The following is a 22,508-nucleotide window of genomic DNA, read 5'->3' as shown; positions in this document are numbered from 1 at the left end:
GAGGTCATGGATTTCACCTCTAAAACCGCCTCATTCTCGGTGAGGCTTCATTCCAAATACGATGCGAATGTTGAAGGAGGCTCGTCGCAGAGGGGCCACAGCATGAGTGAACTTTGGGTTGAAAAACACCGTCCACAATCGGTTGACCAAATCCGTGGACAAGCCGCAGTGGTTCAGAGATTAGGAACCTATGCGGGGACCAAGAATTTCCCACACCTCCTCTTCGCCGGCCCACCTGGAACCGGTAAAACCACTGCAGCAATGGCTCTTACAAAGGACATTTTTGGTCCTGAGTACAGACAAAATCTTCTTGAGATGAACGCATCGGATGAACGAAAATTGGAAAGCATTCGTACAAAGGTTAAGCAATTTGCACGAACCCAGCCCTATGGTGGCGCAGCGTTCAAAATCATCTTTCTTGACGAAGCAGATGCCTTGACCAACGATGCCCAAGGAGCATTGCGTCGTATTATGGAACAATATGCGGAAACATGTAGGTTTATTCTTTCCTGCAACTACTCGTCCAAGATTATTGAGCCCATTCAGTCACGCTGCGCGGTGTTCAGATTCCGCCCCCTCGCTGATGCAGACGTATCCTCACAAGTCGCCCATGTAGCCCAACTCGAAGGATTGACGATGGAGGATGGATCACTGGAAGCATTGACAAGAATTTCTCAAGGAGACCTTCGAAAGGCGCTTACCGCCTTGCAGGTTGCCGCCGCTCTCAATACAACGGTCACAAGGGACTTGGTCTATGAAACCTCAGCAACAGCGCCACCAGAAGCCCTGCATGCCTACCTCATGTCGTGCCGTGACGATGGCTTTCATGTTGCACGCCGGAGGCTGAGGGAACTCTTGGACCAGTTCGGCCTAGCAGGCACAGATTTTGTCAATCAATTGCACCGGGAACTGTACAGTGCTGACTTCCTCGAGGAGCGCTCCAAGCTCGAATTAACCGAATGGATGGCTGAAATTGATTACCGATTGGTTGAAGGCGGGGGAGAACAGATTCAACTCGATGCGTTGACCGCCCAAATTGTGAAACACTTGGTCCCTTGACTTCAGTTTCACTTTTCACAAGGGGCCTAGGGAAATAAGGTATCTCGGCCCCATCAGGACAAGATATGAACCACGTTACCGAACGAATTGGAAACGCCTTGTGTTGGACCGCCCTTGCCCCGTTAGTCCGATGGCATAGGAGGAGACAGCAAACTATTTTGGCGAGAGAACAGTACGACTTTATGCGAATTGATTCCCTTCTCAATCACATTATGTTGGCCCACAGCGACTTACTCGGCTGAGGCAACAGGTGCTTGAATGGAAAAGGTCCACTCGTAGATGCGAGTGTTGACCCATGGGTCTCCCTGTTCAACAATTTCAACCGTAAACCGGTGGTCACCAACCGCCAACGAGTCACCAATATTGAGAGCAAAAGCTTGGTCCTGCTCCCCATGCGGAAGCAAGATTGGAGCGCTACGATTCTTGACCGTTTTCCATGTACCTATTTCATCTTCATATTCGGGCCAGAAGGTCGCATTGGATTCGATGTCAAGATCCGTAGTTTGGAAGCGATGGGTCACCGTGACGTTGGCATCTTCATTACCGACGTTGTCGGCGAGACCAAACAGCAACCAAACACTTCCTTCAAGGTACTCACCATCGGTCAGTTGCCACTCAATGAGCCCATCTTTTCCGCTCCCGTCTGCAAAGGTGAAATTTTCGCCATTATCAACAGCAATGGCCCAATCGTTGGATACCTGAGGAGCAACAATGTCTCCAAACGGAGGGTTGACCAAAAGGAAGGACAGCGAAAGGAACGTGAACGTGTAAAGAAAAGCCGCTCTGAACCATGTCCCTTTCGTATAATGTTCCTGGAAGCGTTCAGGCATAACGGTGCGATGTATTTGTGGGATGAGAATAATCATCACCAAAGGCAGCATGTAGAGAATGTCGGTTTTGTCCATTGTGGTGGAAGGCATGAGAACATAACGCATCAGGGCTGTTACGGTGAAAGCAAACAAAATCACCAACCACATGGATGAGGTGTCTGCCTTTTCTTTGCCCACATACTTTACTGGGTCAAAGGGTTCGATCCCCATATCTGAACCAGAGCGGCGCTTCTTTTTCTCATCGGATGCACCCCGCCCGCCTTTGGACCTCCGTTCGGATGCTTGGGCCGCGGCCATGGCTGTTTGGAGGTCCACCATAACCCGTCGGGAGACGAGGGGGTGTTAGAACACTACGGTAAGACGGCATCAAAATTGGACTCGTTTTCAGGTCAATCAGGAAGATTGACTTCCGATTTCTTCAAAGAGGGATGGGGTCAGCGCTGGGTAAGCCGGGGTGGCGTAGTTGGTAGCGCGTCGGACTCATAGGGCAGCCTCCAAGGCAATCGTATGACGTGCAAGCCCCTTGTGGTGTCTGAGACATCCGAAGGTCGCGGGTTCGAGCCCCGCTCCCGGCACCAGTACACCCCTTAGCATGAGACGGTGCGCAGTGTAAGCCTCATTGGAATCCTTGTCGTGCCTCATCGGCCACTAACCTTATGTTAGACCAGCCGGTCGGACCAACCGGTCTAATGCCTCTTGCACGCTACGAATCCATTGACAAATCCCTCAAAATGAGGATTCTTGATGTTTCTAAGGGTGAATTTTCTGCCCACGGTTTCGATGGCGCTTCGTACAACAAAATCATTCAAAAAATAGGCATCTCAAAAGGATCGATGTACTATTACTTTGAAAACAAAGAAGACCTGTTCGTTACGTGTTTTCTGGATGAAGCACTTGGAACAGGGAGTTTCGGTTTTGGAAACGCTTCATTCCCGACGGGGAGTGACGAGCAAACATATTGGGATTCATTCAAAACGATTTCATCAAAGCAATGGAATGATGTTTTTCAGCACCCAGTCCTGATGTCCCTCATGCGTCAATTGGTTTCGCTGGGGACCGATCACCCGATGTTCCGTAAGTTGAACGCAGAATGCGAGGGCTTGAGTGAGTATGGTGACATTATGGCCATTCTCGAACACGGGGTAGAGATTGGGGCAATCCGTGATGATGTCCCCCTCAATGTACTCATTCGCATGAACACCGAATATGAGGTGTGGCTGATGCAAGAAACGCAAGAGGGGCGTGTGAGTGAACAACAAGTGCCTGACAAATCCTTCGAGATGTTTAAGCAACTCTTTGAAACAAAAAGGTGAAACAAATGAGCAAATTATTACAAATGGAAAACCTAGAACGGCATTATGAAACACCTGCAGGCGTTGTTAAAGCCCTAGATGGTGTAAGTTTCGAAATTCACGAAGGCGAACGTGTGATTCTTCTCGGCCCGTCGGGCTCCGGAAAAACCACGCTTTTGAATTGTCTTTCAGCCCTTGACAGTCCAACCGGCGGAGCCTACACCTTCATGTCCAAACAAACGGGTGGTTTGGATGACGTCCCCCGGAACAGTTCCGAGAAAATGACCTCTTTTCGAAGAGAGAATATTGGCTATGTGTTCCAATTTTTCAATCTCTTGCAAGACCTCACCGTTCTTGAGAACATCCTTCTGATCCAAGAATTGGCTGGTAAAAAAGACCCAGCTCGAGCCAAGGAATTGTTGAAACTCGTTGGTCTAGAAGCTGAAGTCGACCGTTTTCCTGGTGAAATCAGTGGGGGCCAGCAGCAGCGAGTAGCCATTGCTCGAAGCATCGCAAAGCGACCAACCCTCTTACTCGGCGATGAACTCACCGGCAACCTCGATACCGAAACTTCGAACAAAGTGATGGAAGCCTTGGTGAGTGCTTGCAAGCAAGAAAACATCACCTCAGTGTTCGTTACACACGACGAGGGCTTAGTCAAGTATGCAACTAGAGTTATTCGAATCGACAGTGGAAAAATTGTCTCAGACGAACAAACGAACAACGATTCTTCGGAGTGAGGTGTTGCCATGTCTGCTCTCTTGAACAAGCGCTTGGCTCGAAGCCTATGGCGAACCAAATTACGGCTTCTGGCCGTGGTATTGATGGTGTTTGTCGGTGTTTTTGCCGGTATTACCTTTGGGGGTTACGCTCACAACCTAGGCGGCATGTACGATACCATGCAAGCCGACGATGAAAACGGGGCGAACCTTGCAGATCTGTGGGTTGACAACCGCAGTGCTCTTTGGACGCCCGAAGAAGTCAATTCATTCTGCGCTGCTTTGGATACGGCGTGGGAATCCTCATCCGTTTCTCCATCGCTTGACTCTTGCGAGGGTCGAACCGTAACACAAGGTGCGATGTTCCATACCAACGATACCGGTCAGCACATCATCAATTCACTATGGCATGGCATCCCTGACGGCGCCAATGCCGACCGCGTATGGATGCCTGAAGGACATTCAGAAGGCAGAACTGCGGTTGCTGCTGATGAAATTGTCATCGATGCTCACGTTACTGAAGCCCTTGAACTCAGCCTGGGCGATACTGTGAGTATTGGGGCTGGAAATGCAACTGCCGATTTCACGATTGTGGGTATGGGATACCACCCCCTTCACGTTCTCTTTGCGCCTGAAGGTGAATTGTTTCCTTCCGAGCCAGGTCAATACGTCGTTGGTTACCTTTCCGATGCTGGAATGGCTCGTCTCACCGGTGAAGTCCTGGGCACCAGCAACATGATTCTGTTGGATGTCGAAGGCACACCAGCGTTTGATTTACCCGATACAAGCGAAGAAGAAGGCGATGAGATCGATGGCGTGAAGGAACTTGTCAATACCGCTCTTGGCGAAGCAGCGTTGGACGCCCGTATTCGCGACCGGGGACAAAACGAACCCGTCGAAGTCATGCGACAAGATTTGGAAGGAACCAAGCGAACGACCGTCCCGTTTACCGTCATGATCGCTTCAATTGCAGCCATCACGATTGTCTTGAGTCTTCAACGCCTGGTTCAAAGTCAAGCCAAGGAAATCGCAGTGCTGCGAACACTCGGGGTCAAACGCTCATCGCTCATGACTGGTTACCTCATTGCTCCATTGGCGATTGGTGGGCTCGGGTGTGCACTTGGGGCATTAGCAGGGCCAAGCGGCATGAATGGAATGTTGGACTTTTACCAAGAATTAGTTGGTGTTCCAATTGTGGAACGCTCGATTCCAACTTCAGTTGTTGTATCTGTCATCGGCTCGACTATGCTCGTCGTGTTCCTCTCGGGTGCTTTCCCTGCGTGGAAGGCAAGCCGTCTGGATCCTCTAGCCGTATTAAGCGGTCAAAACGAGATGCGAGTGGGGTCAAACCTGCTGCGAAAACTCACCTCTTGGATGCCAACAACGCTTGGACTTTCTATTCGCTCAAGCGTGCGTAAGCCAATTCGTCTAACGATGACTTTTGTGGCTGTAGGGATCTCATTGATGCTTTTCGGCTCGATTCAAATGATGTCTGCTGGACTCCAAGAAACGGTGGTTGGAGGCCTGGAAGACGACCAGACATGGGATGCACAAGTCTACATCATGCCGGAGGCCGAAGGCCCCGTCGTTGATTGGGCAACCGACAATTCAGCCTCGTATGAGATGATTATTGAAATGCCACTTGGTTCAGTGGCTGACGGCGATGGAATTGACAGAGTGTTCACTCTTGTTGGCCTTGATTCGTTTGATGAGGGCATGCGTTCAGTTTCAATTTTAGACGGAGATGCTCCAACTTCATCTGCTGGATTAACTCAGGTGATGATGGATGAAGGAAGCATGACATTCCTAGGTTGGAGCGTTGGAGACCAGCACACTGTCAACCTCAATGGCGCTGATACCGAAGTCGAGGTTACCGCCACATCTACGGCAGAATTAGCGAGAACAATGTATTTCTTACGGGAAGATTTGAGCGGGATTTTAGGCGTCAATGCAACCTCGATTTACCTTGACCTTCCTGAAGGTGTTGAGGTTGATTCTGCTCTAGGAGAGGCCTCGATGGGAATTGTGGAGAGACAAACACTCCTCAATGGCATCAACAGTCTGCTTGACCAACAGACCCAAATTTTCCAGACCATGATGTACCTTGGCCTGTTGTTTACGATTGTTGTCATGTTCAATACAATGATTATGAACGTCGCTGAGCGTGATTTCGAACTGGCTACACTACGTGTTCTTGGTGCATCCACGCGCAGTCTTGGGACGATGCTTCTGTTTGAGAGCCTACTGATTGGAATCATCGGTGGTATTGTTGGGGTTTTGTTTGCATACGGAGGAGCGGTTGGATTAGCAGCATCATTTTCATCTTGGCAATTCTTCGTCCCGGTAACGATTGTACCGGGTGTTGCATTCCAACTCATGGGAGGAGTCATCGCCATCGCCATCGCCATGACTCCGATTGGAGTCTGGAGACTCCGACGTATGGATTTGGTCGAGAAAATCAAAGACCTATCTCAGTGAAGCGAACCCTTCATGTGGCGTCTTCTCCTCCACAGGCCATGGAAGGCCTCCCAACACCCGGTGAACGCGTCACCGCCACGGTCTCAACGTTGAACGGTGAAGTGACGCACGAAGGTTTGGTCTTACCGTCACCTGCACCCCGTCACATCTCGATCAAACTTGACAACGGATACAACGTCAACTATCCTCAAGAAAACATCGTCTCTTGGGAGCACGCATCGGTTAAACCATCAACACCGTCGGCGTCCCTCAATGCCCCTGAGGCATCAACTGACCTCCCTCGAGTGCGCCTCATCCATACCGGAGGTACGATCGCCTCAAAAGTGGATTATGCAACGGGCGCCGTTGAAGCACGATTTGAGCCCGAAGAACTCCTTGATGCAGTTCCTGAACTGGCTTCAATCGCACAACTTGATGCAATCAAAATAGGAAACATGTTCAGCGACGACATCCGCCCACAACATTGGAACCTCATCATAGAAGCCTGTGCAGCAGCCTTTGCAGATGGGTGCCGAGGCGTTGTCATCTCCCACGGAACAGACACCATGCACATGACTGCATCAGCTGTTGGATTTGCTTTCGCAGGAAAGGGAGAGACGCCCCCTGGGCCCATAGCGATGGTGGGCTCCCAAAGGTCAAGTGACCGAGGTTCATCTGACGCATCGGAGAACTTGCTCGCAGCCGTACATTGGGCCGCATACGGCCCAGCACCAACCGGCGATGCAGGCGATGCATGTACGGTCGTCATGCACGATTCCCAAAGCGATGGAACCATGGCAGTTCATTCAGGATTTGCTGTTCGCAAAATGCATTCTTCAAGGCGAGATGCATTCCAAGCGGTTAACGGCCAAGCTCTCGCACACATCTCCATCACCTCAGAAGGATTCGAAACAAAACTGAGTCCGGAGTACCAGCAAATGCAAGAAAACAACCCTGGCCGGCCCAAAACCCAGTACCCTACGAGGTATGAACCAGGTCAGCGCATTGCACAATTCTTGGCTGGCCCTTGGCTTCATGCTGAACACATTGAGGCCGTCATCTCTACCGGGGTACAGGGCGTGGTCATCCATGGGACTGGACTTGGGCACCTCCCGATTGATGACCCGCAAAAAGACGCTCCAGAAAACACGCAATTGTGGCGCGTTTTGACCCGCTGCATGAACCGGGAACTTCCGGTTGTCGTCGTCAATCAATGCATCAATGGCCCCGTAGACATGAACGTCTATTCCAAGGGAAGAAAACAAATTGACATGGGGCTTCTTGGACACGGTATCAATTCGACACCCGAAGCGATCACTGTCAAAACACACTGGTGCTTGTCTCAAGGAATGGAACTGAAGAAGATGTTGGCAAAAAATCTCTGTGGAGAACACCGCGATAACTTGTTTGAATGAGCGCACCAATCAAAAACCGAGAAGGAGTGGAAGGAACATGCAGAGGGATTCAGCGCATCGGCTTGAAGACCTCAAGGCAAAGCAAGAAGCAGCCCGCCTGGGTGGTGGATTAAAACGCCAAGAAGCCATTCGCTCATCGGGGAGAGGCACTGCCAGGGACCGCCTAGGAATGCTACTTGATGAAGGCTCATTTCTTGAAATCGATGCTTTCGTCACGCACCGAACCGATGACCACAACATGTTTCTTCACAAAACACTCGGGGATGGAGTTGTTGCTGGACAAGGCACCATTGATGGAAGAAGAATCTATTGTTTCGCCCAAGATTTCAGCGTTCACGGCGGTAGCATGGGCGAGATGCATGCCCTTAAAATCGCAAAAATCGTTGAGATGGCTGAACGGGCAAAAGCCCCCCTCATCGCCATGTGGGATGGAGGTGGGCAACGCGCCCAAGACGGTGTCAATGCACTTGCAGGAACCGGCGAATTGTTGGACCGCTTGGTCCAATGCAGTGGAAGAATTCCTACCATAAGCATCGTACTGGGGCCCGTTGTTGGCGCATCTGCACTTGCTGCATCACTTTCCGACTTCACCATATTGGGGGAAGAAAACGGACAATTGTTCCTCTCCTCGCCGCTTGAAACGCCTGAAGTGATGAGCGGTGAAGTCGATGCGGCTGGCTTAGGTGGTGCGAACCTCCATGCTTCCCGCTCAGGTATCGCTTCGCTGATCGCTGACGATGAGGAAGATGCGTGTGATTTAGCATGCATGCTCCTCTCCTATCTCCCCGACCACAATATGGCGGACCCACCCTTCGTCCCAACTGCCGACCCTATTGAACGGTCAAACGAGGCCCTGGAGGATGTTGTCCCCGACAACCCAAACAAGCCCTATGACATGGTCGCAGTTGTTGAGGAAGTCGTGGATGACGGCATGTTCATGGAACTCTTTTCTGCCTACGCGGACAACATCATTATCGGGTTCGCACGCCTCAATGGAATGCCGATTGGCGTCGTTGGAAATCAACCAAAAGTTCTTGCTGGATGTCTTGATATCGATGCATCTGTCAAAGCTGCCCGTTTCATTCGCATGTGTGATGCTTTCAATATCCCGCTTGTTACCTTTGAAGACGTGCCTGGATTCCTCCCCGGAGTGGTCCAAGAATGGGGTGGAATCATCCGCCACGGGGCCAAATTGTTGTTCGCCTACGCCGAGGCTACCGTACCAAAATTGACCTTGGTCACACGCAAGGCTTACGGAGGAGCTTACCTTGCTATGTCCTGCAAGCATTTGCAAAGTGATTACAACGTTGCATGGCCAACCGCTGAACTGGCGGTGATGGGAGCCGAAGGAGCCGTGAACATCATCCACCGAAGAGAAATCCAAGCCGTCCCTGATGGGGAAAAGGAAAACGTCCGACTCCGGCTTGTTGACGAATACAAGGCAAAGTTTGGCGACCCCTATGTTGCTGCTCGAAATGGATGGCTTGATGACGTCATTGAACCCTCTGAAAGCCGATTGCGACTCATACGTGCATTGAACATTCTCAAGTCCAAGCGTGAATGGTCGCCTCCAAAGAAACATGGAAACATACCGTTGTGATTCAGCGAAGTCGATTGGCTCGTGCGAGCAGTCCACTTGGTTCATCCTCAGCATCAACTTCGACCTCTACCTCTACGGTTTTGATTCCGCTCTGAGCCAGGGCACCTGCACTCCGAGAACGGACTGCATACATCAGGAGCCCACCCAAAACGATGAGAACAAGGCCTGCAATGACCAGTGTGGTTTGTGAACCCACTGAGGAGCCGGTGGAGTCACCCCCACCCCCAGAATTTGTGTTGGTTGAAGATGTTGTCAAGTCAAGGGCGTAGGTGGCAACAACATCTCGATCCAATTCGTCATCGTGAACCTTGAGTTTTACCATGACGATCGTGTCCAAATCCGATGAAACCGGAATGAGCGTCACGCATTGTGCTGAAGAAAGCCCTTCGTTCAAACACGAGTGGCTAACATCAATCTCTTGTTCGTCTAAGAATACCGTTGCGTTCGTATTGAGCACACCATCAACATCTGAAACGCTCCATTGCATGGTTGCTGTATTGCTGCCATCCACACGCTGTATGCTGGTAACCGAGGCGAAGGGAAGGTCACCCACTGGCCGTACTGTAATCGTGAACGGATGGTTGTAGGAAGTGGTCCCGTCCGTAACATTGACCCAAACACTGTCAAATTGCCCGTTGTAATCTTGCTGTGGAGTGATCAAAAACTCATTCAATACCCTTTGAACAGACAATTCCGAATGGTTATGTGAAGAGGACCATGTGAGAACATCTCCATCGATGTCGTAGGCCATCAATGTCAGGTTCAGAACATGAGTCGAATCCTCATCCATGGTGACGTTGACCCAAGCCGACTGGTTGATGGTAATGGGGTCGTCTGTGGATTCTACAAGAACAGGAACCTCAATCTCAAGCCCAGGCGTTGTTCCATCACCCACCAAGGCATCAAGGACAACTGCGCCATACTGGTTGGGAAGAGGCGTCAGAGTAAGAATACCGTTTTGAACAGAGAACTGGACAGGGCCATCTGTTCCCGAGTTTGCACCGTTAACCGACACGAGAAGTGATTCACCTTCAGGGTCAAGCACAACATCGCTAAAATCAAAATTGAGAGTTGGACCGTCTTCCAGCAGCACCTGTTGCGGGACGGTTCCAATCTTCACCACGGGGTCGTCAACCGGAGACAGGAACACGCGAAGGGTGATGTTCTGTTCGTCAATGACCCCTCCGTCACTTCTGAGTTTCAGTTCAAGTGAACATTCCCCTAACCATTCTTCTTCAACAGCATGAACAAGTTCCAGCGTAAGTCCGTCTCCACCCAAAATCACACCGAAATGTGAGGCATTTGGCCCAATCAAGGTTGCTTCTACCGCGCGGACAAGTGTTCCATCAGGGTCGGTGGCTGCGTCTGAAACAGTGAAGGTTGAACTCCCATGTTGAGGCAAGTAAATCGTTGGGGGCGGGGAGGCGAGAATCATTGGCGTGTTGGTCCTTGCCACCATTGAATGAACTGTGGAGGGTGCTCCTTCAACCGAAATACGCATCCATGCCTTGTGGGAACCAGGAGCTACTGGAGCCATTGGGTATTCACACGTTGCTGTCCCGCCGGAAGAAATTGAACCTGCAGTGGGCCATGCTTCACCAATCCACCCGCAACTCACGTTCACATCATAATTCGCAGGGAGTTCGGCGAACACCGTTCCGTCGCGCAGGGTCCAATTGGTTTGCATGACGAAGGTCTGTGTCGCATTAAGAGCATCTTGTGTGTCAGGGGAGACGGTCGTATTGTTGAGAATAAGGAAGGAACTTTGCTCAAGGTTTTCGTCAACATAGGCATTGGTATCGCTCACGATTTGCGCACCTTCAGCACGATTAAGTGCATCTCTGAAACGATCATTGTCCCCGTGCAACACGGCGTCCAAGTAAGCGATGACGTGCTCAGAACTCAATTCAATTTGGGCGCTTTGACTCATGGTTGCATCCCCATCGCTTTCAAAGAACGACTGCGAATCTTGGAACTGGTAATGGTTTGCGCCTAAGAGGTGCATCCAGTGCCATCCATACCCTCCTGCATTTTCTAAGCGTTCCATCGTAGCAGTCGATGGAGCCACTTCATCCACAGTCCCAGTGATGAATAGGCCGGTGTTTGGGCGTGGGAAAACTGGAGAATACGAGGGATTGAACCAATCTTCACCAGAATCAAACCTGTCCAGGTCCAAACCAAGTCCAAACAGACTACGAGGTGGCTGAACGGTATCGGCACGTTGACTTTGATTGAAGTAAGGAAGCGCAACATAAGCCGCTGCAGCGCCTTTACCGTGACCACCGATTCCCCAATGGTCAACATCAACATTCCCGGCACTCCCCATCACATGGAGATTGGTTTGGTTTTGCGAACCCATGATCTCTGCGATGTCGGTTAGAAAACTTAGGGTTTCTTCGACATCGGTCTCGTCTTGCACGGGTTGAGTCACGACAACAATGAAACCACGCTTGGCAAGTTCTTCAACAAAAAGCGTGTATGCATCAAGGTTTTCACCTGAATCCCCGATGAAAACCGTCCAAGGAAACGGCCCGTTACCGGCCATGTCCTTATCCTCACCGTCATTCATTGCTGGGTATACCATTCTAACTTCAGGCGAGAACACCCCATCAAGGCGAAATTCAGTCCAACCGACGGGGAAATCAACACCATCATGACTTTCTTGAAAATTCGGATTTTCCATCAACAGAGCGGAACAAGGCGTGATGAACATCAGCATTGCCAGGAACACCCCGAGCCAACGTTGTGGATTCTTCTTCACCATGTTCACGCCTTCTCCTTCCATTCCTTCTCCTTAGAGGCTTCGTAGTCATGCGTATTTGTCAAGAGTAGTTTCAGCCACAATCAAGCGATTCAAGAGCAGTTCGAGGGAAGGAAGTTCTTCTTCTCGTTCCGGAGCCCATAGATGTTTCCAACAAGCAAGATGTTGAGCGACGAGCAACCATCGTCCGTCGAGAGGCATAGCAATCATTCGGTCCACTCGTTCGTCAAGTGCCCCATCCATGTTGGAGTAGGATGCGTGAAGAAGGACGTCAACATCAAAACTTGGCGTTCCTGATTCAAAATTCACGACGACATCTGGCTCTTTGGCCGTCATTGAATTCATCCAAGGACCGCTCCCAAGTTCTCGCCCTCCTCCTAATGAACGAATTAAGCCGCCGTTCTGCGACCAAGCATGAGCAGTTGAACGTGCTGCACCTCCGCCACCAATCAAACCGAGAACGGTATGTTGAGGATGAAAACCATGATGTGTCATGACGGCACATATGCCGAGGCCGTCAAAACCGGCACTCCACCAACCCTTGCCATCCCATCTGAGTGCATTAATACTCTTGATGTCGCGAGAGGTGTCGATACAAATTACAGCCTCAGAATCCAATTGATGCTTGAGCGGCGAGGTGAGATTCATCCAGATTTCATTCTCAAACATTCGGGTCGGGAGGCTTTGTGCATGCTTGGAAGCCACCGCTCCATCAAAGGCCTCTCGTTTCGGAGCAAGGGCTGCTGCAGGGATTTTTACTGCTCGTGCCGCGGTTACTGCTTTTTCAAGCAGTGCAGTCGTTCTGAATTTACCGAATACTGCCTGTGTCAAATCCCATTCTTGTGGGCGGGGCACCGAACCAGCGTACCCCCACGCCAGTGCGTCAGAGATGGAAGTTGCATCGACCAATTCAATGCTGAGTGACCGCGTTCGGCTCACGAGGCCGAGATGGTCACAAACGAGCGCCATCAACAGCGGTGACAAACTATGGGTGATGGGAGAACCCGCAATCCCATACCGGATTTCGCCCATGAATAACCCATAACTATCGCTCATTTCAATTCATTCATGCTATTTCTCGATTCGGTAATTGGAATTCTTGTTCAGCGAATACAGGAGAAGATTAAAAGACGAGCCCTCGCTTAAAGTTACCATGGACAACCTCATTTCGCAGGCAAATAAACAATCCAAGTTTGGACAAATGATGTTTGGACTGCTCAGCATGTACCTCTCTTTGGCCAGTTATCAACAATTTGAGGAAGCACTCGGAGAGATATTCGGAGCCGCACCAGCCATCATCATAGGAACCATTTTGCTTGCGGGCTACCAAATCATCAAAATCGATAAGAAAAACGAGCTGGAGGGTGGTTATATTACCAACCCATACACTCAAATCATCAAGAATAACTTGGGTACTTACGAAGTAGTAGAGACCAATCAAGAGCAACAACGTTCATCCGCATTAGGAATGGTGGTAACAGTCGGATTCATCATCTGGGCTTGTGAGCGAACTTGGGCAAGCGTACTGTGGGGATGAAATGAGCGGCCTCGGAGACGTCTTTCTAATGAAAGACCAAGTGAATGAAGGCACAAACATCTATGCAATGGTCCTCGAAAAAGCATCCATTCTTTTGTCGTTGTTGATCGTCCTTGCCGTTGCTTGGGCGTTGAACCTACCGGCATGGGGAATTGGGCTCGCTGTTGGCTTCTCCCTTGGACCTATTGTGTACGGTCATTACTACATCCTCTACATTCGTCCTGCGTTAAAAGCGGGCAAAGTATCAAAGCGTAAAACCGACTAGACTGAATAAGGTGAACCGATGCTAGACTCAATTCTCGGTTTTTTCGGTCTTGAAGGCATCACGGGTGTAGATGTTCTTTTTGCAGCATGCGCCATCATTGGGACCATCCTTTTCCTACTCTACTTCGTGCTCGTGATGCTTACGGGAGCCGCAGATGGAATGCTTGAAGTCGCTGGCTTTGACCTTGAAATGGACGCCGCTGGCGTGTTCCATATGTTCACTTTACAGGGTCTGCTCAGTTTCATTATGATGTTCGGAATTTTCGGACTTGCTGTATCCCAATCAGGAAACAATACCAATGCGGTACTGGCCGTTTTAGCAGGTACCGCTGCTGGAACAGCCTCAATGTACGTCGTTGCAAAAGTATTCCAGGCCATGCAAAGTTTGGAATCCGACGGAACCGTAGTCCATAACAAAGCTCTTGGCGCCAGAGGGACCGTTTACCGTCGCATTGACCCGAACAAACCCGGGCAAGTACAAGTTGAATTCCAGGGTGCGCTGCGCACCATGTCTGCTCGTTCAGACGACGAAGCAGCAACCCTTGAAACCGGCTCATTGATTGAGGTGGTTGACACGATTGGAGAAATTCTCATCGTAGCACCCCTTGACCGAAAAGCCACCACAAGAAAAGAAGAGGAATAATTATGGCAGACATTGTTGGATCATTGATACTTATCGGAACTGGACTTTTTGTTTTCGTGTTGCTTGCAACCGTTTACATCGCAGCAAACAGATACAAACTCGCACCTTCGGATAAAATCCTGGTCGTTTACGGTAACGTCAAGGGATCAGGAGCCGCAGCATGTTACCACGGTGGTGGTCGAATTGTTTGGCCGCTTATCCAAAATTATGCCATGCTTGACTTGAAACCCCTCACCATCAACATCAATTTGGAACACGCACTTTCTCAACAAAACATTCGTATTAACGTCCCATCAACCTTTACCATCGGTATCTCGACCGAGCCGTCCATCATGCAAAACGCAGCAGAACGTCTCCTTAACCTACAACCACCTCAAATTGAAGACATGGCCAAGGAGATTATCTTTGGACAACTCCGTCTTACGGTTGCATCGTTGACCATTGAAGAAATCAACCAGGACCGTGAAGCGTTCCTTTCGTTGGTTGCTAACAACGTGGACACAGAATTGCACAAGATTGGACTTTACCTCATCAACGTCAACATCACCGACATTACTGACGAGGCTGACTACATCAAGTCCATCGGTGCAAAGGCAGCAGCCGAGGCAATCGCATCTGCTGACGTCGACCGTGCTAACGCCACTCGCCAAGGTGCAGTTGGACAAGCGATCGCAAACCGAGAGCGTGAGATTGAAGTCGCTAAGAACCAAGCTGCCTCTGATAAGGGTCAGAAGTCCGCTGAATCCGACCGACGTATTTTCGTACAACAACAAGAAGCACAAGCGGTCGAAGGAGAGAACATTTCTCGTGCTGACATCGCATCATACAACGCAGACCTTGCAGAACGTGAAGCGTCCGCTTACCAACGTTCTGAAGTTGCAAAGCGTGTCGCCCAAGTAGAAATTGAAAAGGCTCAGTATGAGTTTGAAGGCCAACGCCTTCGTGCAGAAGAAATTGCTCGTGAAGAAGTTTCCAAGCAACAGATCGAGATTGCTGCAGAGGCAGAAGCAGAACGCCAACGCCGAATCGCAAGAGGTCTTGCTGACGCTACACTCGCAGCATACAACGCAGAGGCTGAAGGACAGCGAGCTGTTCTTGAAGCCAAGGCTGAAGGATACGCAAAACTCGTCAAGAGTGCAGGTGGCGACGCAAAGGCTGCTGCAACGCTACTGATGGTTGAGAAGATTGAAGGCTTGGTTGCACGTCAAACTGAAGCCATTGCAAACTTGAAGATTGACAAGATTACCGTTTGGGATTCAGGCAACAACGCAGAAGGCGGCGGTTCAACCTCCAACTTTGTCTCGTCTTTGATGCAAAGCCTACCTCCTGTTCACGACGTTGCTAAGATGGCTGGCGTTGACTTGCCCGATTACTTGGGCAGCATGAAGGAAGAGTGAACCTCCTCCGCAGGCTTGACAGGGTGCGAAAATCGCCTCCCGATGACAAGATGAAGCGACGGCTTCAAAGGCTCAACGATACGCAAAGGCGTTCATGACCAGTGACCTTGAGATTGCACGAGCGGCAAAAATGGAACCCATTGAAGCCATCGCGTGGAAATTAGGCATCTCCTCTCACGAGATTTTTCCCATGAGTCAAGGGGTTGCAAAAATCACCTGGGATGCGCTCAAGAGCCGATTCAACAAAGCACAAGGCAATTTGGTTCTGGTAACATCAGTGAACCCCACTCCGTTTGGAGAAGGAAAAACCGTCACGACCATTGGGCTCACTCAAGCACTCTGCCATATTGGCCAAGCGGCCACATGCGTCATTCGAGAACCGTCCATGGGGCCTGTTTTCGGCATCAAGGGTGGAGCAGCCGGAGGCGGTCACGCTCAGGTTCTTCCGATGGAAGACATCAACCTCCACCTTACTGGAGACTTGCACGCCGTTACATCTGCACATAACCTCCTATCTGCACTGATCGACAATCATCTCAAGCACGGCAATGAATCCAAACTTGACCCGTCACGAATCTCTTGGCCTCGTGTCATTGATATGAACGACCGTTCACTTCGCCAAGTCACCGTAGGCCTAGGTGGGCCAGCGAACGGGTTGGTCCGAGAGGACCGCTTTGACATTACTGCTGCAAGCGAGGTCATGGCCATCCTTGTGCTGGCAAGCGACTATGCAGACCTTAGAAAGCGTCTCGGAGAAATCGTCGTCGGCACGTCCACGGATGGAAATCCAGTCAAGGCAAGCGAAATCGGTGGGGCTGGGGCAATGGCTCTCTTGCTTCGACAAGCATTCCTACCTAATCTGGCTCAAACCCTTGAAGGCAATCCTGCATTCATCCACGGGGGACCTTTTGCAAATATTGCACATGGGAACTCCAGCATCATCGCTGACCGAATGGCTCTGGCAAGTGCTGATTTTGTAGTAACTGAGGCTGGTTTTGGCTCCGATATGGGAGCAGAGAAATTCATGCACATCAAAGCAGCAACATCCGGAAAGGCGCCCGATTGTGTCGTCATGAACGTCACCGTTCGTTCAATGAAACTTCACGGAGGGGCATTTGGCGACCGAGGTGGAATTCGGCCGGATAAGGCTACGCTTGAGGCAGAGAACGTGAAGGCGACTGTTTCGGGGGCAAGAACGAACCTCGACCGACACATCAGGAACATGGCTGCATTTGGTATTCCAGTAGTGGTTTCGATCAACAAATTCGCATCCGACACCGATGCAGAAATCAATGCAATACGAGATGCAGCGCATGAAAGTGGCGCAACTTCAGTTTGCATTACAGAAGTGCACGCACATGGTGGAGAGGGAGGCAAAGACCTGGCTCAAGCCGTTGTCAAGGCTGTACAAAATCACATAGCCTCTGGACGGCCGTTCGTGCCGTTGTTCAAACCCGATGTTGATGTCGTTGAGAAAGCCACTGCAATCGCAACCCGGATGTACAAAGCCAATGGAATATCGATGACGGCTAAAGCAAAGCGTGAACTTGACCGTATTCGCTCTTGGGGGTACGGGCACTTACCCGTTTGCATGGCAAAAACACAATATTCTTTTTCGCATGATGCAGGTTTACTCGGTGCACCAACAGGCTTTACCATTCCAATCGGAGAATTCCGACTCAATGCTGGAGCAGGATTTATTGTCGCTGTTCTTGGTAACATGATGACCATGCCTGGCCTACCAAAGCGGCCGGCTGCATTGGACATGGACATGGATGAAAACGGAAATCTACTGGGCGTATTTGGGTGAAGCAATGAACATTCTCAAGCGGGACCAGCATGAGTGGAAACTTCGTGTCGAGTCGGTTGATGACATGTGGGTTTTGGCTCGATTGGTTCGCCCTGGATGTTCATTCGCCATGCTTGGTGAACGCAGAGATCAAACCACAGGAGGCGAGGAAGGAGGTCGTTCCAAACAATCGGAGCGCAAAAAAATGTGGATCCAACTCCACGTCCAATCCGTTGAGCATCAAACTTTTTCCGACACACTACGCGTTCACGGCATCATTGAACAAGCACCTCTTGATGTTGGACTCCACCACACCCATTTGGTTGAAATTAGAGATGATATCGTCCTCCGCTCCAACAAAGGATTCAGCGCAATGGACCGTGATTTGCTCTCTGAAGCCGTATCTGCATCCAAGCGAGGCCAGGTGGCGTTGCTGGTTGTCGAGGGGGATGAAATGATTCTGTACTTCGTGACCGGACGAGGTTTGCGTGAAAGCGCAACGTGGACCATGCGGGGTGGAGGAAAGCGTGGAGATTTACGCCAAAATGAAGGCATTAATCAACAGTTTCGTGCTACGGTCGTCAGTGGATTGACCCAACAATTGAACGAGGAATTGCCGTTGGTCATCTGTGGTCCAGGACATAATCGTGACCGAGTGATGGCTGACCTCAAAGCGGCTGGACACAAGCGAACCATGGTCTCAATCGCCACCAGCATGGGTGGCCGGAGCGCCGCCAATGAGGTTTTACGTGAAGGGCTTGCAGGGGCGATGCTATCTGAACACCAAATGGTGAAAGAAATCACACTCTTGGAAGAAGCATGGAAACGAATCTCAACCGATGGTGCCGTGGCCTATGGAAGTAATAATCTGATCAAGGCCATGAACGAGGGAGCCATAGACACACTTCTGATTTCAGCAGACCTACTTCGTGATGCAACCGCCCAAATCAACGGCAAGAGTTGGGAGCAGTGGACCTCACAGCTCAAAAGTCTAGGTGGGACACTGGTTCAGTGCTCAACGGATCACGATGACGGTGGCCAATTGAATGGAATGGGTGGAGCAATTGCTCTGTTACGCTATCGGATGTGAGATTGTGGAAGTCATTCATTTTGCAGACCTTGGAGAATCTCCACGTGATGCACTGCAAGGAAAACGGTGGCTCATCGTGAGCGCCAAAGAATTGCATCAAGCAACGGGTGCCTTGATGTTCAGCGAATTGGAAGATGTCCTTGTGGCCGTTGACCACAGAGGTTTACCGCCAGTAGATGGGCTTTGGATGAGAGCAGTACATCTTCTCCTCGTCGATGAGGAAACCGATGCTGAGGGGCTTCAACTGCAATCTGGAATTACGAAGGTTATCGCTCAAAATACAGGTGGCATTGAACAATATTTGTGGTAGTGGGACTGGAGGGACTCGAACCCTCGATCAACTCCGTGTAAGGGAGGTGTCATAGCCACTAGACCACAGACCCATACGGTCCTGTTGGACTTCCTTTTTCAAGAGTCCGTTCAATGGGTTAACCTCAAAACCGTTCGGCGCTGAGCGTGAACCAATGGATGACAATATCCGAGCGTCGGCTGCACGCCTTGTTCGACGACTCAAAGAAGGTGGTCACACCATCACCGTTGCCGAGTCCTGCACGGGTGGTTTGTTGGCGAGTACTCTGACCGATATTGCAGGTGCAAGTGAATGGTTCAAGAAATCATGGGTCACTTACGCCAATGATGCAAAAGTCGGAGAACTCGGAGTTGAGGAAGAGGTCATCAACAGCAAAGGCGCAGTATCAGCCCGGGTAGCCATTCAGATGGCCCAAGGTGCTCGTGAGCGTGCAGAGGCTTCGATAGCAATCGCAATCACAGGAATTGCAGGACCAAATAACGATGGTTCAGCCAAGCCTGTTGGAACCGTGTATGTTGGAATTGCATCACGTACTTGGGCCAATGCTCTGCACACGCAGATTGGCGGTACACGAGCCGAAAATAAATCTGGATTCGTTCAATTTGCTTTGCAAACAGCCATCCATTGCTGGGATGATGCGATGGTACAGGCCAAAGAAGCTGAAGCGAAGGAAATTATTGCAATGGAAGAGGCCGTGAAGAAAGAGGAAGAGCGTCTTAACGAACTCGAACGCCGAGACGCCGCTGCTCGGGAAACAGCACCGTGGCAGGATGAGGCCTGGGCTGAAAAACAAGCAGCCACCGACAAAGAAATGGGTTCTGACGTCGAGTGGTCAGAAGAAGAATGAGTTTCCATTCAAACTTCATCATTCTTCATCACACACCTTTTGAAGCGTCGTCGCACAAGGGCAACCATGGGTGAGGGATGGGCCGAAATCGCTGCTCTGCTCAAACAGCACAAATTGTTGGCCATGACTTCCATAAAGACTCAACTTATGGCTCTTGACAACCCGATGGAAGTCATTGCTGCGGCAGGACCATTGAATTATTCTTCATCCGTCCTCAACGATTCCATGCTCACCGCCATGATCGAACATGTGAGCAGCACAGTGGGCCATTCCGGCAGTTCTACCAAAGCAACACCAGCAGCAGCAACAGCTGTCCCTCTACGATCGAGACCTGAGCAAATTGTAGCTCAAACACCAACGGACCTCGCAAGAACCGTGGCCCCGATTGAGGAGCCAAAACCCTTGGACATCAAATTCAGAAACAACCTTCCCGATTGGAACCAATCCGACTTTTCAACACACGCCAGTGATGTGAGTTCGGACATTACCGTCCACTTTGACATCACTGGAAACTCTGTTACCGAAGGGAAAATGTCCGACATCACAGCGTGTTTTAACGACCGCTTGAAAAGTATCCGTAAACTCATCGTTCAAAATTCAAACCTTCCACGAAAGCACCAAGAAATTGCCCGTCTACTCGCTGAAACCAACCGCTATCAGGGACATGAAAACAAAGCCGCTGCAATTGGTCTAGTCAATGAACCGAGATACACAAAAAACGGTCACCTCATATGGGGCCTTGAAGATGAGACTGGAGAAATGACCTGCCTTCTGACAAAGCGAAAAGGAGAGGACCGGGACAGAGCCCATGAAGCGATACTTGAGGCAGGACTGATGCCTGATGATGTGCTTGGCGTATCGGGGACCTTCAGCCAAACGGGTGATTTATTTTATGTGGATGACCTCCATTTCCCCTTGGAAACCCGGCATCAAAAAGTCAGCGCTGAACAAGGTGTTAGTGTGGCCTTCCTCTCAGACATTCACGTCGGTTCGAAGACCTTCCTTGAAGCGCAGTGGCATAAGATGGTTCGCTGGTTCCATTCTGACCCTCTTGCAAAGACGATCAAGTACCTCATCCTGTCAGGAGATTGTGTTGATGGAGTCGGAATATATCCTGGGCAAGACAAGGAACTCGCCATTCCTGACCTCTTTGCCCAATACACTGAATTCGCTCGTTTGTTGGAATTACTCCCCGATTGGGTAGAGTGCGTCATGCTTCCTGGAAACCACGATGCAGTACGTCCTGCTGAACCGCAGCCAACCTTTGAGAAAGACATTCAGCAGGATTACAACACCACCACATTTGTTGGTAATCCTTGTGACTTTTCCCTCCATGATGTGCGGTTGTTGTCATACCACGGAAAGTCAATCGATGATTTCGTAGCGGGCCTTAGAACAGTGACGTATGCTGACCCCGTTGAAGCCATGCGAGAAATGCTGCGTCGTCGTCATTTAGCCCCCCAATGGGGTGGAAAAACACCGTTATCTCCCGAACCCGAAGATGGCTTGGTCATTCGGGAAGTCCCAGACATCTTTGTCACGGGTCACGTTCATGGTCACGAATGTGTGGACTTCAGGGGTACAACACTTGTCTGCTCTAGCACATGGCAGGATCAAACATCCTACCAGCGCATGCTCGGATTCCAGCCAAAGCCGTGTATGTTGACTATCATCAATTTGAAAAGTCACAAATCAATATCAATTCCCTTCGCTTGATGGAATCAAGACATTCCAAGATAGGGTAGAATATCCCTCAGATCCTTGGTGTTAACAACGGGAACCCCTGCATCCTTAAAGGCAACATGAGAAGATTCACGGGTTGGGTTGAAGCCGATAAAACCGCTACCTTCGACTTGCATCGAGAGATCCATTTCAGAATCCCCAACCGATACACAATGTTGGGGTTTGAACCCGTTCATGTCAAGTAAACGCTGAATGACATCGTTCTTTCCAGTTGCGTGAAGCCGGCATACACCTTCATCGGTGAGAAACCCATCATCGTCAAAGACGAACCCGTTAGCAATCCAATCGTCAACTTTGAGAATACCAGCAATGGAACTCACAAAGATGTCAACACCGGCGCTGACAATGGCTACAAAAACGCCCTCAGCCAAAAGTTTCTCGACAACATCACGTGCACCAGGCATGAGTTTCACACCAGCATAGGCACGAAACAACTCGTCACGGTGAATAGGATCTTGCACTTCTTTCCACATCTGGATATCGGAGCGCATGAACTCAACATCGCTGAGTTCACCACGGATAAACCGGTTCAGGTTCAACGCGTTGTCCGTACCAAATGCATCGTGAAGTGTTCTCCATGAGCTCACTGCATCGACAAGCACACCATCGCAATCAAAGACTACGATTCTTGGTTTGACGTTCCCATTCTCTTGAACCATAACCCAACCAGCCAACTCCAGTTTGAAAGGGTTCGCTTTTGGCTAGGGGATCGCCCAAGGCAGGGAGCCCTGTTAGGGGCTCCCCGCTGGGATACA

At 50.3% G+C, this 22,508-nt stretch carries 19 protein-coding genes and 2 tRNA genes; 16 read left to right on the top strand and 5 right to left on the bottom strand.

The window, feature by feature from the left end; all coding sequences use genetic code 11:
• Positions 1–102: 102 nt before the first annotated feature.
• The gene (locus AAA857_RS06000; RefSeq protein ID WP_338174051.1) at positions 103–1,059 is read left to right on the top strand and encodes a replication factor C small subunit; all 957 of its coding nucleotides are present in this window, start codon (positions 103–105) and stop codon (positions 1,057–1,059) included.
• Positions 1,060–1,289: 230 nt separating this feature from the next.
• Here the strand turns inward: AAA857_RS06000 and AAA857_RS05995 are convergent, their stop codons facing one another.
• Complete coding sequence (locus AAA857_RS05995) at positions 1,290–2,207, bottom strand: hypothetical protein (RefSeq protein ID WP_338174050.1); 918 nt, start codon at positions 2,205–2,207, stop codon at positions 1,290–1,292.
• Positions 2,208–2,337: 130 nt separating this feature from the next.
• Here AAA857_RS05995 and AAA857_RS05990 point away from each other — a divergent pair.
• The 6 genes from AAA857_RS05990 to AAA857_RS05965 all read left to right on the top strand — a co-directional run bounded on the left by AAA857_RS05990 (position 2,338) and on the right by AAA857_RS05965 (position 9,372).
• Positions 2,338–2,467: transfer RNA gene (locus AAA857_RS05990), tRNA-Met, on the top strand.
• Between the two features lie 78 nt (positions 2,468–2,545).
• Positions 2,546–3,202 carry a TetR/AcrR family transcriptional regulator gene (locus tag AAA857_RS05985; RefSeq protein ID WP_338174049.1) on the top strand — a complete coding sequence of 219 codons (657 nt, stop codon included), beginning with the start codon at positions 2,546–2,548 and terminating at the stop codon, positions 3,200–3,202.
• 5 nt (positions 3,203–3,207) lie between these two features.
• Positions 3,208–3,921, top strand: coding sequence for an ABC transporter ATP-binding protein (locus tag AAA857_RS05980; RefSeq protein ID WP_338174048.1), 714 nt, complete (start codon positions 3,208–3,210; stop codon positions 3,919–3,921).
• Between the two features lie 9 nt (positions 3,922–3,930).
• Positions 3,931–6,378: an FtsX-like permease family protein gene (locus AAA857_RS05975; RefSeq protein ID WP_338174047.1), complete on the top strand. Its 2,448-nt coding sequence runs from the start codon at positions 3,931–3,933 to the stop codon at positions 6,376–6,378.
• 38 nt (positions 6,379–6,416) lie between these two features.
• The gene (gatD, locus tag AAA857_RS05970) at positions 6,417–7,772 is read left to right on the top strand and encodes a Glu-tRNA(Gln) amidotransferase subunit GatD (RefSeq protein ID WP_338174046.1); all 1,356 of its coding nucleotides are present in this window, start codon (positions 6,417–6,419) and stop codon (positions 7,770–7,772) included.
• Between the two features lie 37 nt (positions 7,773–7,809).
• On the top strand, positions 7,810–9,372 hold the full coding sequence (locus tag AAA857_RS05965; RefSeq protein WP_338174045.1) for an acyl-CoA carboxylase subunit beta: 1,563 nt from the start codon (positions 7,810–7,812) through the stop codon (positions 9,370–9,372).
• A gap of 1 nt (position 9,373) precedes the next feature.
• Here AAA857_RS05965 and AAA857_RS05960 read toward each other — a convergent pair whose 3' ends face one another.
• Together AAA857_RS05960 and AAA857_RS05955 are read right to left on the bottom strand one after the other, a co-directional pair.
• Entirely contained in the window at positions 9,374–12,157 is a 2,784-nt protein-coding gene (locus AAA857_RS05960) for a hypothetical protein (RefSeq protein WP_338174044.1), read from the bottom strand.
• Between the two features lie 24 nt (positions 12,158–12,181).
• Complete coding sequence (locus tag AAA857_RS05955) at positions 12,182–13,165, bottom strand: hypothetical protein (RefSeq protein WP_338174043.1); 984 nt, start codon at positions 13,163–13,165, stop codon at positions 12,182–12,184.
• 121 nt (positions 13,166–13,286) lie between these two features.
• On the opposite strand from AAA857_RS05955, the gene AAA857_RS05950 reads away from it, so the two are divergent.
• The 7 genes from AAA857_RS05950 (at position 13,287) to AAA857_RS05920 (ending at position 19,163) form a co-directional block, all read left to right on the top strand.
• Positions 13,287–13,670 (top strand): hypothetical protein, encoded by a 384-nt coding sequence (locus AAA857_RS05950; protein ID WP_338174042.1) that lies wholly within the window; start codon positions 13,287–13,289, stop codon positions 13,668–13,670.
• A gap of 1 nt (position 13,671) precedes the next feature.
• Positions 13,672–13,935 carry a hypothetical protein gene (locus AAA857_RS05945; protein ID WP_338174041.1) on the top strand — a complete coding sequence of 88 codons (264 nt, stop codon included), beginning with the start codon at positions 13,672–13,674 and terminating at the stop codon, positions 13,933–13,935.
• Positions 13,936–13,953: 18 nt separating this feature from the next.
• A complete protein-coding gene (locus AAA857_RS05940; protein WP_338174040.1) occupies positions 13,954–14,577 on the top strand; it encodes a hypothetical protein in 624 nt (207 codons plus the stop codon).
• A 2-nt stretch (positions 14,578–14,579) separates the two neighbouring features.
• Positions 14,580–15,974: an SPFH domain-containing protein gene (locus tag AAA857_RS05935; RefSeq protein WP_338174039.1), complete on the top strand. Its 1,395-nt coding sequence runs from the start codon at positions 14,580–14,582 to the stop codon at positions 15,972–15,974.
• A gap of 94 nt (positions 15,975–16,068) precedes the next feature.
• Positions 16,069–17,784, top strand: a complete 1,716-nt coding sequence (locus AAA857_RS05930) for a formate--tetrahydrofolate ligase (protein ID WP_338174038.1) — start codon at positions 16,069–16,071, stop codon at positions 17,782–17,784.
• 4 nt (positions 17,785–17,788) lie between these two features.
• On the top strand, positions 17,789–18,853 hold the full coding sequence (locus tag AAA857_RS05925; RefSeq protein WP_338174037.1) for a hypothetical protein: 1,065 nt from the start codon (positions 17,789–17,791) through the stop codon (positions 18,851–18,853).
• A 4-nt stretch (positions 18,854–18,857) separates the two neighbouring features.
• A complete protein-coding gene (locus AAA857_RS05920; RefSeq protein ID WP_338174036.1) occupies positions 18,858–19,163 on the top strand; it encodes a hypothetical protein in 306 nt (101 codons plus the stop codon).
• On the opposite strand, the gene AAA857_RS05915 is transcribed toward AAA857_RS05920, so the two are convergent.
• Positions 19,164–19,236, bottom strand: a tRNA-Val gene (locus AAA857_RS05915).
• 81 nt (positions 19,237–19,317) lie between these two features.
• Here AAA857_RS05915 and AAA857_RS05910 point away from each other — a divergent pair.
• Together AAA857_RS05910 and AAA857_RS05905 are read left to right on the top strand one after the other, a co-directional pair.
• Positions 19,318–20,010: a CinA family protein gene (locus tag AAA857_RS05910; RefSeq protein WP_338174035.1), complete on the top strand. Its 693-nt coding sequence runs from the start codon at positions 19,318–19,320 to the stop codon at positions 20,008–20,010.
• A gap of 66 nt (positions 20,011–20,076) precedes the next feature.
• Positions 20,077–21,726, top strand: a complete 1,650-nt coding sequence (locus AAA857_RS05905; RefSeq protein ID WP_338174034.1) for a metallophosphoesterase — start codon at positions 20,077–20,079, stop codon at positions 21,724–21,726.
• A 5-nt stretch (positions 21,727–21,731) separates the two neighbouring features.
• Here AAA857_RS05905 and AAA857_RS05900 read toward each other — a convergent pair whose 3' ends face one another.
• Positions 21,732–22,412, bottom strand: a complete 681-nt coding sequence (locus AAA857_RS05900; protein ID WP_338174033.1) for an HAD family phosphatase — start codon at positions 22,410–22,412, stop codon at positions 21,732–21,734.
• Between the last annotated feature and the right edge of the window lie 96 nt (positions 22,413–22,508).

The sequence above is a fragment of the Candidatus Poseidonia alphae genome (assembly GCF_943787815.1).
Classification (GTDB): Archaea; Thermoplasmatota; Poseidoniia; order Poseidoniales; family Poseidoniaceae; genus Poseidonia; species Poseidonia alphae.
The sequence above is the reverse complement of the archived record's forward strand: the minus strand, read 5'-3'. Positions and strand labels throughout refer to the sequence as shown.